The organism is Pseudonocardia sp. D17, assembly GCF_036984265.1.
In the GTDB taxonomy this organism is placed as follows: domain Bacteria; phylum Actinomycetota; class Actinomycetes; order Mycobacteriales; family Pseudonocardiaceae; genus Pseudonocardia; species Pseudonocardia benzenivorans.
In genome coordinates, this window is sequence record NZ_BPRG01000198.1 from 83,624 (window position 1) to 96,549 (window position 12,926).

At 74.6% G+C, this 12,926-nt stretch carries 14 protein-coding genes; 7 read left to right on the forward strand and 7 right to left on the reverse strand.

Annotated features, from left to right (window positions below; all coding sequences use genetic code 11):
• Nucleotides 1-12: 12 nt before the first annotated feature.
• From PSD17_RS26560 to PSD17_RS26575, 4 genes are all read right to left on the reverse strand, one after another.
• The gene (locus tag PSD17_RS26560) at nt 13-624 is read right to left on the reverse strand and encodes a class I SAM-dependent methyltransferase (protein ID WP_339125038.1); all 612 of its coding nucleotides are present in this window, start codon (nt 622-624) and stop codon (nt 13-15) included.
• Nucleotides 621-1,292 (reverse strand): TIGR04282 family arsenosugar biosynthesis glycosyltransferase, encoded by a 672-nt coding sequence (locus PSD17_RS26565; protein WP_103382589.1) that lies wholly within the window; start codon nt 1,290-1,292, stop codon nt 621-623. Before PSD17_RS26565 ends, PSD17_RS26560 begins: the two co-directional genes overlap by 4 nt.
• Nucleotides 1,289-1,936, reverse strand: coding sequence for a glycosyltransferase family 2 protein (locus tag PSD17_RS26570; protein ID WP_339125039.1), 648 nt, complete (start codon nt 1,934-1,936; stop codon nt 1,289-1,291). Before PSD17_RS26570 ends, PSD17_RS26565 begins: the two co-directional genes overlap by 4 nt.
• 74 nt (nt 1,937-2,010) lie before the next feature.
• Nucleotides 2,011-3,066 (reverse strand): NAD-dependent epimerase/dehydratase family protein, encoded by a 1,056-nt coding sequence (locus PSD17_RS26575; RefSeq protein ID WP_339125040.1) that lies wholly within the window; start codon nt 3,064-3,066, stop codon nt 2,011-2,013.
• 113 nt (nt 3,067-3,179) lie between these two features.
• Between PSD17_RS26575 and PSD17_RS26580 the strand changes: the two genes are divergently transcribed.
• Complete coding sequence (locus tag PSD17_RS26580) at nt 3,180-3,404, forward strand: DUF5652 family protein (RefSeq protein WP_013677959.1); 225 nt, start codon at nt 3,180-3,182, stop codon at nt 3,402-3,404.
• Between the two features lie 60 nt (nt 3,405-3,464).
• On the opposite strand, the gene PSD17_RS26585 is transcribed toward PSD17_RS26580, so the two are convergent.
• Together PSD17_RS26585 and PSD17_RS26590 are read right to left on the reverse strand one after the other, a co-directional pair.
• A complete protein-coding gene (locus PSD17_RS26585) occupies nt 3,465-3,752 on the reverse strand; it encodes an isoamylase early set domain-containing protein (RefSeq protein WP_013677958.1) in 288 nt (95 codons plus the stop codon).
• 111 nt (nt 3,753-3,863) lie between these two features.
• Nucleotides 3,864-4,484, reverse strand: coding sequence for a TetR/AcrR family transcriptional regulator (locus PSD17_RS26590; protein WP_103382585.1), 621 nt, complete (start codon nt 4,482-4,484; stop codon nt 3,864-3,866).
• A gap of 88 nt (nt 4,485-4,572) precedes the next feature.
• Between PSD17_RS26590 and PSD17_RS26595 the strand changes: the two genes are divergently transcribed.
• Nucleotides 4,573-5,241: a peroxiredoxin-like family protein gene (locus tag PSD17_RS26595; RefSeq protein WP_339125041.1), complete on the forward strand. Its 669-nt coding sequence runs from the start codon at nt 4,573-4,575 to the stop codon at nt 5,239-5,241.
• A 25-nt stretch (nt 5,242-5,266) separates the two neighbouring features.
• On the opposite strand, the gene PSD17_RS26600 is transcribed toward PSD17_RS26595, so the two are convergent.
• On the reverse strand, nt 5,267-5,887 hold the full coding sequence (locus PSD17_RS26600) for a PadR family transcriptional regulator (RefSeq protein WP_013677955.1): 621 nt from the start codon (nt 5,885-5,887) through the stop codon (nt 5,267-5,269).
• Nucleotides 5,888-6,060: 173 nt separating this feature from the next.
• On the opposite strand from PSD17_RS26600, the gene PSD17_RS26605 reads away from it, so the two are divergent.
• From PSD17_RS26605 to PSD17_RS26625, 5 genes are read left to right on the forward strand one after another with little or no spacing between them, the layout of a single operon-like run.
• The gene (locus PSD17_RS26605; protein WP_339125042.1) at nt 6,061-7,575 is read left to right on the forward strand and encodes a class I adenylate-forming enzyme family protein; all 1,515 of its coding nucleotides are present in this window, start codon (nt 6,061-6,063) and stop codon (nt 7,573-7,575) included.
• Nucleotides 7,568-9,994, forward strand: a complete 2,427-nt coding sequence (locus tag PSD17_RS26610; RefSeq protein WP_339125043.1) for a xanthine dehydrogenase family protein molybdopterin-binding subunit — start codon at nt 7,568-7,570, stop codon at nt 9,992-9,994. Before PSD17_RS26605 ends, PSD17_RS26610 begins: the two co-directional genes overlap by 8 nt.
• Before the next feature lies 1 nt (nt 9,995).
• A complete protein-coding gene (locus tag PSD17_RS26615) occupies nt 9,996-10,775 on the forward strand; it encodes an enoyl-CoA hydratase/isomerase family protein (protein WP_339125044.1) in 780 nt (259 codons plus the stop codon).
• Nucleotides 10,775-11,647: an FAD binding domain-containing protein gene (locus PSD17_RS26620; RefSeq protein WP_339125045.1), complete on the forward strand. Its 873-nt coding sequence runs from the start codon at nt 10,775-10,777 to the stop codon at nt 11,645-11,647. Before PSD17_RS26615 ends, PSD17_RS26620 begins: the two co-directional genes overlap by 1 nt.
• 59 nt (nt 11,648-11,706) lie before the next feature.
• On the forward strand, nt 11,707-12,915 hold the full coding sequence (locus PSD17_RS26625; RefSeq protein WP_339125046.1) for a 2Fe-2S iron-sulfur cluster-binding protein: 1,209 nt from the start codon (nt 11,707-11,709) through the stop codon (nt 12,913-12,915).
• Nucleotides 12,916-12,926 lie beyond the last annotated feature (11 nt).

The window sequence follows — 12,926 nt, forward strand, 5'->3', positions numbered from 1 at the left end:
CCGGCCCGCGCGTCACGCCACGAGCTCGACGAAGGTTCGCGCTCCGCGCTCGGATACCGCGTAGACCGCCAGCCCGGCGGCCGGCGCGAGGGCCCGCAGCGCGTCGGCCCCCACGCACGCCCACGGCACGTCCGGGCCCGCGCCGGCGCGGACGGTCCCGCACCACCACTCCCCGGGGTGCGGGCCGGCCTCGACGAGCACGCTGCCACCGGGCGCCAGCAGCGCCGCGGCCCTGGCCAGCAGCCGTTCCGGAGAACCGCCGATGCCGATGTTGCCGTCGACGAGCAGGACGTGTGCCCAGCTGCCCTCGCCGGGCAGCGGGGCGAACACGTCGCGGCGGACCATCGGGGCGCCACGTCTTCGGCACAGCGCCCGCGCGACCGGGCTGCTGTCCACACCGAGCGCCGCCACGCCCCGCTCGGTGAGCGCGGCGACCAGGCGTCCGGGGCCGCAGCCCAGGTCGACCGTCGGGCCCGTGCAGCGGTCGAGCAGCCACGTGTCGTCGACGTCGGCGGCGGCGCGCCAGCGGCCCGCGTCCATCGGCACGACGATCCCGTCGTCGCGGACGAGGTGTCCGGTCCGGCCGGCCAACACCCCGTCGAAGACCGTCGCGGTCCCCGTCATCGGGACGCCCCGGCGAACACCTGCTCGACGGCGGCGGCGAAGCGGCTCCCGGGCGCGTCCGCGGCGACGGCAACCGCGTCGTCGGCGGTGTCGACGTCGGTCAGCTCGGGCAGCAGCCCGACCCGCAGACCCGCGGCGCGCAGCGCGTACAGGGTGCGCTCGCCGGTGTCGGCGCGTGACGTCGGGACGTCCCCGATCGCGGCGGCGGCGCGCGGGTCCCGCAGGCCCAGCGCCCACCAGCCGCCGTCCGGCGCGGGTCCCAGCACGGCGTCGGCGTCGGCCAGACGGAGCAGGCACCCGGTGAGCAGCGCCGCGTCGACCTGCGGGGTGTCCATGCCCAGCTGCAGCGTCGGCGCGCCCGGCCAGCGGTCGGCCGCGTCCTCGTGCGCCGCGACGATCCGGGCACCAAGGCCGTCGCCGCGCTGGACGGTGGTCCGGGCCCGCCCGAGCGAGGCGCGCAGCGCACCCGCCCGGGCGGCGTCGGTGAGCCGGCCGGTGAACGCCACGAGCGTGCGGGCGTCCGGCACCGCGGCAGTCGCGTCGAGGGTGTCGAGCAGGGCGGCGGCGGCGAGATCGGCCGCCTCCCGCGGGGTGGCGGGCGGGCACAGCCGGGTCTTGACGCGACCGGCGACCGGAGCCTTCGCCAGCACGATGATCGTCGCGGTCACCGGAGCAGCCCGGCCATGTCGCGGACCGCCCTCGCGGTGCCGGCCACCGAGCCCGACACCTTCGACCGGCCGCCCGCGCGCCGGGAGTAGCGCACCGGCCGCTCCGCGATGCGCCATCCCGCCGCGCCCGCGCGCAGCAGCAGCTCCAGGGGGTAGCCGAACGCGCGGTCGCGGATCCCGAGGCCCAGCAGCGCGTCCCGGCGCGCGACCCGGATCGGGGCGATGTCGTGCACGGGCAGGCCGCGCCGGCGCAGCTCGGCCGCGATCAGTGCGTTGCCCGCCCGCGCGTGCCACGGCCAGCTGCCCGTCTCGGGCACCCGGCGCCCGGCCGCGAGGTCGACCTGCCCGGACCGCACCGCTTCCGCCATCGCGGGCAGCGCCCCGGCGTCCAGGGACCCGTCGCCGTCGAGGACGGCGACGAGATCTCCGGTGGCGTGCACCAGCCCGGCGTGCACCGCGGCCCCGTAGCCGCGGCGGGGTTCGACGACGACCCGCGCACCGTGCGCCCGCGCCACGTCGGCGGTGCCGTCGGACGAGCCGTTGTCGACGACGAGTACGGGCCAGCCCGCAGGCAGCCCGGCCAGCACCCCCGGGAGCGCCTCCGCCTCGTCGAGGCAGGGGAGCACGATCTCAGCACGTTCCACGCATTCGATCTTCGGTGCGCGACGGGGGTCGCGGAACGCCGCGCGTGCTTACCGATCAGTGACGGCTGGTCGCCTCAGGCCGTGGCGACCGGGGCCCGCAACGGGTCCGTCGCGAACGCCGCCACCCCGTCGGCGAACCGCACCTGCGCGTGGAAACCGAGCCGGTCACGGGCGCGGGCGGGGTCGGCGACGACGTGCCGGACGTCGCCGGGACGTGCCCCGCCCACGACCTGCGGCGCCGGCCCGCCCATCGCGCGGGCCAGCTCGTCGGCGAGGTCGCCGACGGTGTGCGGCTCGCCCGAGCAGACGTTGACGGCGACGACACCGTCGGCAGGCGTGGTCAGGGCCGCGAGGTTGGCCGCGGCGACGTCGGTGACGTGCACGAAGTCGCGCCGCTGCCGCCCGTCCTCCATGACCCGCGGCGCCTCGCCGCGCTCCAGTGCGGACCGGAAGATCGACGCCACCCCCGCGTACGGCGTGCCGAAGGGCATCCGCGGCCCGTACACGTTGTGGTACCGGAGCGACCACACCGAGGCCCCGGTCTGACGGGCCCACGCGCTCGCGAGGTGCTCCTGCGCGAGCTTGGTCGCGGCGTAGGTGCTGCGGGGGTCGAGCGGGGCGTCCTCGGCGACCAGCCCGGGGACGAGCTCGCGACCGCACCGTGGGCAGCGCGGCTCGAACACACCGGCCTCGATGTCGGCGAGGGCGCGCGGGCCGGGCCGGACGACGCCGTGCTCGGCGCAGTCGTACCGCCCTTCGCCGTAGACGACCATCGACCCGGCCAGCACCAGGCGCCGCACGCCGACGCGGTGCATCTCGGCCAGCAGCACCGCGGTGCCCACGTCGTTGTGCGCGGCGTAGTCCGGCGCGTCGTACGGGTCGACGCCGTGCCCGACCATCGCCGCCTGGTGACACACCGCGTCGACACCCGGCAGCAGCCGCCGCAGCACCTCGGCGTCGCGGACGTCGCCGCGGACGAACTCGTGCGCCGCCGTCCACTCCGGAACCCCGGCGCCGTGTGCCTGGGGCAGCAGGGCGTCGAGGACGACGGGCTGGTGGCCCTGTGCCGCAAGGAGGTCGGCCACGTGCGACCCGATGAACCCGGCGCCGCCGGTGACCAGAACGCGCATGGTTCGACCGTAGCCACCGCCGTCGGGACGGGCGTCGGCAGCCGGGGCGGCACGGCACGACGGCCGGGCGGACGCCGGTTGCCCTCGACCCGCGCCCGGGCCACAGTTGGGCGATGGCCAGAAAGCGCTGGGCGGACCTCAGCCCCCGGTCCCGACAGCTGATCATCGCTGCCGCGGCGATCGACGGGGCACTGAAGGCAGTCGCTCTCGTCGACCTCGCCCGCCGGCCCGACGCCGAGGTCCGGGGGCGGAAGGCGTTGTGGGCGCCGGCGATCACGCTGGTCAACTCGGTCGGCGTCCTGCCGATCGTCTACCTCGTGTTCGGCAGGCGCCGGTGATCCGGACGGCCTGCGCCGGCCGGGCCGGCAGCGCGCAGGCTCCGCGCGGCGGGCGTCGGGTCAGGTGGCCGGCGTGACCCGCACCCAGCTGCCGTGCGCGTCGACGGCGTCGGCCGTCTCGTCGTCGAGCCACACGCCGCCGGTGGCGAGGTAGCGGAACCGGTGCTCGCCGGGTGCGAGCACGACGGACACGGTCCTGGTGCCGTTGCGCCGCGTGACCATCTCGTGCCGGCCGGGCTCCCACGAGTTGAAGTCGCCCACGACGCTCACCCGGCCGGCCGGCTCGTGCCCCGGCAGGCTGAACGTGACGCGGTTCTTGCCGCCGAACAGTGGTGCGCGCCTCAGCATGAGCCCTCCCTCGCAGAACGACGGGGCGACCCTACGGACGAGGCCGGGGCCGACCGTGGTGCGACACGCGGCCTGCGGTAACGATTCTGAATCGTGAAAGCCGTCGGCGGGTCAGATCAGGAACGTCCTGATGTGGGACAGCGCCATGTCGAGTCCGGCGCGGACCGGATCGACGTCGCGACGGACCTGGGTGAGCAGGAGGCCGCCCTGCACGGCGGTGAGCGTCTGCAGCGCGAGCAGCCCGGGGTCGGCCCGCGCGCTGAGCTCGCCACGTCGTTGCATCGCGGTCAGCCCGTCGCGGATCGCGGCCTCCCAGCGCGCGAAGCCCGCGACGAGTTCCTGCCGGGCGTCCGGGTCGATCTCCGACAGCTCGGCCGCGAGCGACCCGAGCGGGCACCCGCCCTCGCACCCGCGCTGCGTCTGCAGCGCGACGACGAGGTCGCGCCACGCCTCCAGTGCACCCATGCAGTCGAGCCGGCTCAGCTGCGGCTCCTGCGCGGCCAGCACTGCCTCGGTCTGGTGTGCGATCACGGCGCGGACCAGGTGCTGCTTGCTCGCGAAGTAGTGGTACAGCTGCGAGCTGCTCACCCCGGCCGCAGCCCTGACGTCCTCGGTGCTGGTGCCGGCGACACCCCGTTCGAACATCAGCTGCGCCGCCGCCTCGACGATGCGCTGCCTCGTCGCGCGTCCCTTGCGGGTGAGCCGCGGCCCCTCGTCCGTGACGGCCTCCATGTCCTGAACGTACCGCGTTCTGGACTTGACGTTCCAGAAGCGACGTGGGTAAGAATGGATTGATCAATCCATTCTGTGGAGGAGCACGATGACAGCGACGCACGACACGATCGCGAGCCGGGTCGAGGCACTGCAGGCGGGCATGGCGGACGCGATGCCGGCCGACGCGAGCAGCGCGTTCGCCGCCGAGCAGGCGGCGCTGCGCGAGCGCGGCGTCCCGACGGGTGTGGCGGCCGCAGGCACCCCGTTCCCGGCCGTCGAGCTGCTCGACCCGACCGGCGCACCGACCGACGTGTCCACGGTGGCGGCCGGGCGCCCTGCTGTGGTCGTTCTCTACCGCGGCGCCTGGTGCCCCTACTGCAACGTCGCACTGCGCACCTACCAGGAGCAGCTGCTCCCCGAGCTCGACCGGCGGGGCGTGGCGCTGATCGCGATCAGCCCCCAGAAGGCCGACGGCTCACTGACCATGCAGGAGAAGAACGAGCTGACCTTCGCCGTGCTGTCCGACCAGGGCAACCGGATCGCGAGTGCGCTCGGCGTGCTGACCGAGCCGTCGGCCGAGGCCCGTGAGGTGCAGACGGGCCTGGGTCTGGACCTCACCGCGGTCAACGCGGACGGCACCGCCGGGCTGCCGATGCCGACCGTCGTCGTCACGGCCGCCGACGGCACGATCACCTGGATCGACGTGCACCCCGACTACGCGAGCCGGACCGAGCCGTCGGACATCCTGCGCGCGCTGGACGCACGGGCGGGCTGAGCGCGGCGCGCCGGGAACGACTGCGTCAGGCGTCGGAGGCGGGTCCGGCGAGGTCGGGGGTCGGCTCCTCGAGGAGGGTGGCGCGCTCGGTGTCGCGACGTGCCCGCAGGTGGTCGACCTCGCCGCGGTCGAGCGCAGTCCAGAACCGCAGGGCGGCGTACTCCATCTCCAGCCCGAGCTCGAGGGTGATCATCCGCGGCCGGGCGTCGGGGTTGCCGCCGAAGCGCTCCACCATCGACTCGTAGGTGGCGATGCGGTCCCGGTGCTGACGGATCTGGTCGCGAGCCAGCGCTGTGACGTTCTCGGGCTCGCCCGCCTCGTTGAAGAAGAGCTTGAGCTCGGCGATGTCGCGCATCTCGAAGTGCTCTTCGGTCGGCGACGCGAGCCATCGCCGCAGCGCGTCGCGGCCGGCCTCGGTGAGGGAGTAGGTCTTGCGGCGGCGACCGGCGTTCTCGATCTCGACGTCGAGCAGCCCGAGCCGGGCCAGCCGGTCGGGCTCGAGGTAGAGCTGCGCGTGCGGGAAGTTCCAGAAGTAGCCGACGGAGTGGCTCACCCCGCGTTTGAGGTCGTAGGGCGTCGACGGTCCGCGCAGGGCGATCATGCCGAGAACGACGTAGGACGACGGGGACAGTCGCACCTCGGACACCCCGGGCCTCCTCCGATCTCGGGTACGGCGTCTCTCGGGTACGGCGTCGCCCCGCGATGCCTCCTGTGCCGGCCCCGCGAAGCCTAGTCGGCCACCGCCGGCCCCGGATTGCCTCCAAACGGTCGCTCCTATACCGTCGAATTTATACCGTCGGACTGACAGGAGCGCCGTCGATGGACGCGAGCACGATGCTGCGCTGCGCAGCCGAGCGATTCCCGTCCCGGCCCGCGGTCGTCGGCACCGGCCGCCACCTGACCTACGCCGCCTGGGACGACCGCGTGACGCGACTGGCGCTGGCGCTGGCCCGGCACGGCGCGCGCCGCGGTGACCGGGTCGCGGTCACGATGCGCGGCGGCGAACCGCTGGCCAGCCTGCACCTCGCCGTGCAGCGACTCGGGGCGGTGTCGGTGCCGCTGTCCACGCGGTTCGACGCGGGAGAGACCCGCTACTGCGTACAGGACAGCGGCGCCCGGCTCCTCGTCGCCGACGACTCGGCGCAGGAGCGCGGGCGGGCCGCGGCGGGCGACGGTTGCACCCTGCTCGATGCGGCCGAGCTCGACCGCGCCGCCGGCCGCGAGGACGGAGCCGCGCCGACGGCGCCCGCGGAGTCGGACGTGGCGGTCATGCTCTACACGTCGGGGACGACCGGCAGGCCGAAAGGGGTTCCCCGGACCCATCGGGCCGAGTACAGCGCCGCCGTCGCGCACGCGGTGCAGACCCAGCAGCGACTCGGCGAGACGGTTCTCGGCGTGATGCCGCTGTTCCACACGATGGGTCTGCGCACCCTGCTCACGAGCGTCCTCGTCGGCGGGACCTGGGTCGGCCAGGCGGTCTTCGACGCCGACGAGGCCGTCGAGCTGATCCGCGCGAACGCCGTGACGTCGCTGTACCTCGTGCCGACCATGTACTGGTCCTTGGTGCGCACCGGGAAGCTGGGGGCCGCCGACCAGCTGGACCGGCTCGCCTACGCCGGTGCGGCGATGACGCCGTCCCTGGCCGAGACGTTGGTCTCCGAGGTGGGCCCGCGGTCGTTCGTGAACCATTTCGGGAGCACCGAGATCTACACGTTCACGATCAACCCCGACGTCGGCGCGAAGCCGGGGTGCGCGGGCCGGGCGGGGATCCATTCGCGGGTCCGGCTCGTCGACCCCTCGGTGGGAGCCGCGGTCGACGACCAGGTCCGCGCGGGTGAGCAGGGCCAGGTGATCGTCTCGATGGCCAGCGCGGAGGCCTTCCGCGGCTACTGGCGGCGGCCCGACGCCGATGCGAAGGCGATCCGTGACGGCTGGTACTTCACCGGTGATCTCGCGGTCGCCGACGAGGACGGCGACCTGTGGGTCTCCGGCCGGGTCGACGACATGATCAACTCCGGCGGCGAGAACATCTACCCGGACGAGATCGAGGCGGCCCTCGTCCGGTGCGCCCACGTCGCCGACGTGTGTGTCGTCGGCCTGCCCGACGAGCGCTGGGGGCACGCCGTGACCGCGTTCGTCGTCCCGGCCGCCGGCAGCGACCCGGTGGTCGCCGCGCAGGCGACGATGGACTTCGCCAGGACCCAGCTGCCCTCGCTCAAGCGCCCGAAGCGGGTGATCTGCGTGGACGCCGTACCCCGGTCGGCCGTCGGGAAGACGTTGCGGCGCGTGCTGGCCGCGGGGGACTACACGTCGCGGGGTGAGGTGCATGTCTGACGTTCGCGCTGCGCGGTGGACGCCGTCGCGCGTCGAGGACGCCGCGCTGCTGACCGGGCACGGCGGGTTCCTCGACGATCTCGACCCGCTGCCGGGGACGCTCGTGGCGGCGGTCGTCCGCTCGACCGTCGCACACGGCAGGCTGCGCTCGGTCGACCTCACTCGGGCCCGGGCCCACCCCGGTGTCGCGGCCGTCATCGGTCCCGACGACGTGCGCGCCGCGGTCCGGCCCTTCCCCCTGTCGACCGCGACCCCGATGCCGTACCACCCCACCGCGGTCGACCGGGTGCGATTCGTCGGCGAGCCGATCGCCGTCGTCGTCGCGACCGACCGCTACACCGCCGAGGACGCCGCCGAGCTGGTCGACGTCGAGTACGAGCCGCTCGAGGCGGTCGTGTCCCCGCGGCGCGCGCTGGAGCCCGACGCCCCGCGGCTGCACGAGGACGCCGACGGCAACGTCGCGACCGACCGCACGTTCTCCTTCGGTGCCGTGGACGAGGCCTTCGCCGCGGCGGCGACCGTCGTCGAGGCCGACTACGACTTCCCGCGCTACTCGTCGGTGCCGATGGAGTGCTACAGCGTCATCTCGCACTGGCAGGACACCGATGCGGGTCCCGCGGTCGAGGCGTGGGCAAACTTCCACGGCCCGTTCACCATGGTCCCGGTGATGGCCGGGGCGCTGGGCGTCCCGACCTCGCAGGTGCGGCTGCACGTGCCGGCCGACATCGGCGGCAGCTTCGGGATCAAGGCCGGCATCTACCCGTACGTGGTGCTGATGGCGCTGGCCTCCAAGCACGCGGGCCGGCCGGTCCGGTGGACGGAGGACCGCCTCGAGCACCTGCTCGCCAGCTCGACGGGGGCCGACCGCGCGATGCACTGCGCCGCGGCCGTCGACGCCGACGGGCGCGTCACCGCACTGAAGGTCGACCTCGTCGACAACGTCGGCGCCTACCTGCGCCCACCCGAACCGTCGACGCTCTACCGCTGCTTCGGGAACGTCACCGGCCCGTACCGCATCGGGGCGGTGGAGATCCGCGCGCGTGCCGTCGTGACGAACACGATGCCCACCGGGCTGAACCGGGGGTTCGGCGGCCAGCAGCTCTACTTCGGGCTGGAACGGCTGATGGACGCGGTGGCCGCCGCGACCGGCACCGACGCCTTCGAGGTGCGACGGCGCAACCTGGTCGACGCGTTCCCGCACGAGACCCCGTCGGGCGGGGTGTACGACTCCGGTGACTACCGGGCCGCACTGGCGCTCGCGGAGAAGAATGCCGAGCTCGACGAGCTCCGGGCCCGTCGGGCCGCCGCGCGCGCCGACGGTGCGTACTACGGGATCGGGGTCGGCCTGGTCGTCGACCCGTCCGGGACCAACATCGGCTACGTCGGTCTGGCCACCCCCGCCGAGCAGCGCAAGCCGGGGCGCGACAAGTCCGGCTCCACCGAGCACGTCCGGATCTCGGTGGACCTGCAGGGCCGGGTCACGGTGCTGCTCGGCAGCGTCCCGCAGGGGCAGGGCCACGCCACCGTGGCCCGGTCGGTGGCGGCCCGCCGGCTGGGGCTGCCGGAGGAGCAGGTCCGCGCCGTCGTCGACATGGACACCGCGACCACGCCGTGGACGGTGACCTCCGGCAGCTACTCGTCGCGCTTCGCCCCGCTGGTGACGAGCGCGGTCGTGCAGGCGGCCGACCGGATCGCCGAGACCGTGCGGGCCGCCGGGTCGGTCCTGCTCGACGCGGCACCCGAGGAGCTGGAGCTCGTCGACGGGACGGTCCGCCACCGCGACGACCACGCGCGGGCCGTGCAGTTCCGGCACGCGGCCGGGCTCGTGCACTGGGACCCCGGCGCGCTCCCGGACGGGGTGTCGGCCCGGCTCTACGAGGAGGCCGCGTTCACCCCGCGGGAGATCCGCGCGGCGACGCAGGACGACCGCATCAACTCCTCGCTGTGCTACGGGTTCGTCGCCGAGATCGTCGCCGTCCGGATCGACCCGGACACCCTCGAGATCGACATCGACCGGGTGTCGTCGGTGCACGACGCGGGCACGGTCCTCAACCAGCAGCTGCTCGACGGGCAGGTGCACGGGGCGCTCACCCACGGGCTCGGCGGGGCGATGTACGAGCAGTTCACCTACGCCGACTCCGGCCAGCCCACCGCGGGCACGTTCCTGGACTACCTCTGCCCCACGAGCGCGGAGGCGGGGTTCGACCTTCGTGCCGACCACGTCGTCAGCCCGTCGCCGCTGACGCCGCTCGGTGCCAAGGGCTGCGGCGAAGGGTCGTCGATGAGCTTCCCCGTCGCCTTCGCGAACGCCGTCGCCGACGCGCTCGCCCCGGCCGGGGTGTCGATCCGCAGCCTCCCGCTGCACGGCGAGGTGCTGCATCAGCTCCTCGACGCGGACCAGCAGAAAGGAACCGACTGACATGGCGCTGACCGGCGGGGACGTCCTCCTCGAACGCAGCGGCGACGGACGGGTCGCCTACCTGACCCTGTCGCACGGCACGTACACCGTGATCACCTGGGAGATGCGCGGCCTGGTCGCCGAGCGGTTCGCCGAGATCGACGCCGATCCCGACGTGCGTGTCGTCGTCGTGCGCAGCGACGGCGAGCACTTCACCTCCGGGGGTGACATCGCCGGCTTCATGGAGGTCGACCCGATCGACTTCACCGATCTCGGGCACAACGTCACCGCCGCGGCGCGCAGCCCGAAGCCGGTGATCGCCGCGATCGACGGCTACTGCTTCGGGGTCGGGCTCGAGCTCGCGCTGTCCTGCGACATCCGGCTGGCCACGCCGCGCAGCCAGTTCGCGCTGCCGGAGATGAACCTCGGCATGATCCCGGGCTCGGGCGGCACCCAGCGGCTCGCCCGATTGATCGGGTTGTCGCGTGCGAAGTTCCACATCATGACGGCCACCCGGATCGGGGCGCAGCAGGCCCTGGACTGGGGTCTCGTCGCGGGCCTGCACGACGACCGCGCCGCGTTGACGGCCGCGACCGACGAGCTTGCGGCGAAGATGGCCGCGTTCTCGCCGATCGCGCAGCGGACGGCCAAGGAGGTTCTCGACAAGGGCGTCGACGGGCCCCTCTACACCGGCATCGACCTGGAGCGGAAGGCCTACGCGATGCTGCGGTCGAGCAACGACTTCGCCGAGGGCGTGAAGGCGTTCGGAGAGAAGCGCAAGCCGGAGTTCACGGGTCGCTGATGAAGCCCGCACCGTTCGCCTACGTCCGCCCGGCCGCCGTCGCCGACGCCGTCGCCGAGCTCGCCGACGGCCGCGGCAAGGTCCTGGCCGGGGGCCAGTCGCTGGTGCCGGTGCTGGCGATGCGGCTGGGCCGGCCCGCGACGCTGGTCGACATCACCGCCATCGAGGAGCTGCAGCAGCTGCGCCGCACCGGGGACCGGCTGCGGGTCGGCGCGGCCGTGCGGCAGCGCGGCGTCGAGCGCGCCGCGGACGCGGCCGCGGTCCCGCTGCTCGGGATGGCCCTCCCGTTCGTCGGGCACCGCGAGCTGCGCTCGCGCGGCACCGTGTGCGGGAGCCTCGCGCACGCGGACCCGGCCGCGGAGCTCCCCGCCGTGGCCTGCTGCCTCGGGGCCCGGATCGAGCTGGCCGGTCCCGCGGGACGGCGGACCGTCGACGCACGCGGGTTCTTCGTCAGCGCGATGACGACGGCCGCGGGTGCCGAGGACGTCGTCACGGCGGTGGAGTTCCCGGTCGCGGCGCCGGGGGACGGCTTCGGGTTCGGCGAGGTCGCGCGCCGGCACGGCGACTTCGCGCTCGCCGGGGTCGCCGCGGCCGTGACCGTCCGCGAGGGCGCGGTCGACGCCGCACGGCTCGCCGGGTTCGGCATCTCCGACCGCCCGGTCTTCCGCGACGTCACCGCGCTGATGACCGCGGTCGGTGACGACCCCGACGCCCTGCGCGGCGCGACGGCTGACCTGGCGCGCGAGCTCGTCGACACCGGGGGCGACGGACACGGCTCCACCGGCTACCGGCGACGCCTGTTCGCCGTGCTGACCGCGCGCGAGCTGGGCGCGGCGCTCGCCCGGGCCCGGTCGAGCGAGGTGTCACGATGACCGGGTACCCGCGACCGCGCCCCGGCAGGGTCGGGCCCGGCGAGGCGACGGACGTCCGGATGACCGTGAACGGAGCCGAGGTCACGGTCGCCGTCACGCCGCGGATGCACCTGGCCGACGTGCTGCGCGAACAGGTCGGCCTCACCGGTACCCATCTCGGCTGCGAGCACGGCGTGTGCGGGATGTGCACGGTGCTCGTCGACGGCGACGCCGCGCGGGCGTGCCTGCTGCTCGCCGTGCAGTGCGACGGCGCCGAGGTCGTCACCGTCGAGGGGCTCGGGCGTGCCGACGACCAGCACCCGCTGCAACGCGCCTTCTCGGCCCATCACGGGCTGCAGTGCGGCTTCTGCACGCCGGGGATGTTGATGAGCAGCTACGACCTGCTCGCGAACGGCCCGCGGGGCACCTCGGTGACGCCGGAGGAGCTGCCGGCCGAGATGTCGGGGGTACTGTGCCGGTGCACCGGGTACCGCGGGATCCTCGCCGCGGTCGCCGACACGGCCGCGGCACATCCGGACGGGCTGCCGCCACCGGGGAACCTGGAGCCGCGCACGGTGCTCGCCCGGTCGCGGGGCCCGGCCGCGGCGGAGCCGGGGACCGAGCAGCCGGCGTCCGGCCGGGCCGGCGCGACCGAGGTCCGGGTGCCGTCGGGGGCGCCGTCCGCCTCGGTGGCGGTGAGCAGCGAGCTCACGTCCGACATCGACGACGTCTGGGCCGTCGTGCTGGACTTCCGCAGGCTGGCCAGGTGCTTGCCCGGTGCCGAGCTCGTGGAGACGCTCGACGGCGGGCTGTTCCGCGGACGTGCCAGGGTGCCGCTCGGCCCGGTCACGCTCGCCTTCGAGGGTCTCGCCCAGGTGCTGGAGTCGGATCCGGAGCAGCACCGGATGCGGCTCGTCGCGCAGGGCACGGACGTGGGCGGGAGCGCCACGCAGGCCGACATCCGGCTGGCCGCGCGCCCGGGTCCCGACGGCGGCACCGTGCTCGTGGCGGCGGCCGACCTCCATCTCACCGGCCGGATCGCGCAGTTCGGCCGTGCCCTGGCCGGCGACGTCAGTCGGCGCATGTTCGAGCAGCTCGCCCGCGCGGTCGACGAGGCCGCCCGCACCGGCACCGACCCGGTGGTGTCCGTGCCGGGTCCCGCGCGGGTCCTGCTGGGGGTCGCGCGCGACGCCGTGCGGCGGGTCGCGGCCGAGGCGGTGGTCCGACTGCGGACCCGACTGCGACCCCGACCGCGACGCGGTCGACGTGCCCACGGACCGAACGGGTGAGCCAGACGATC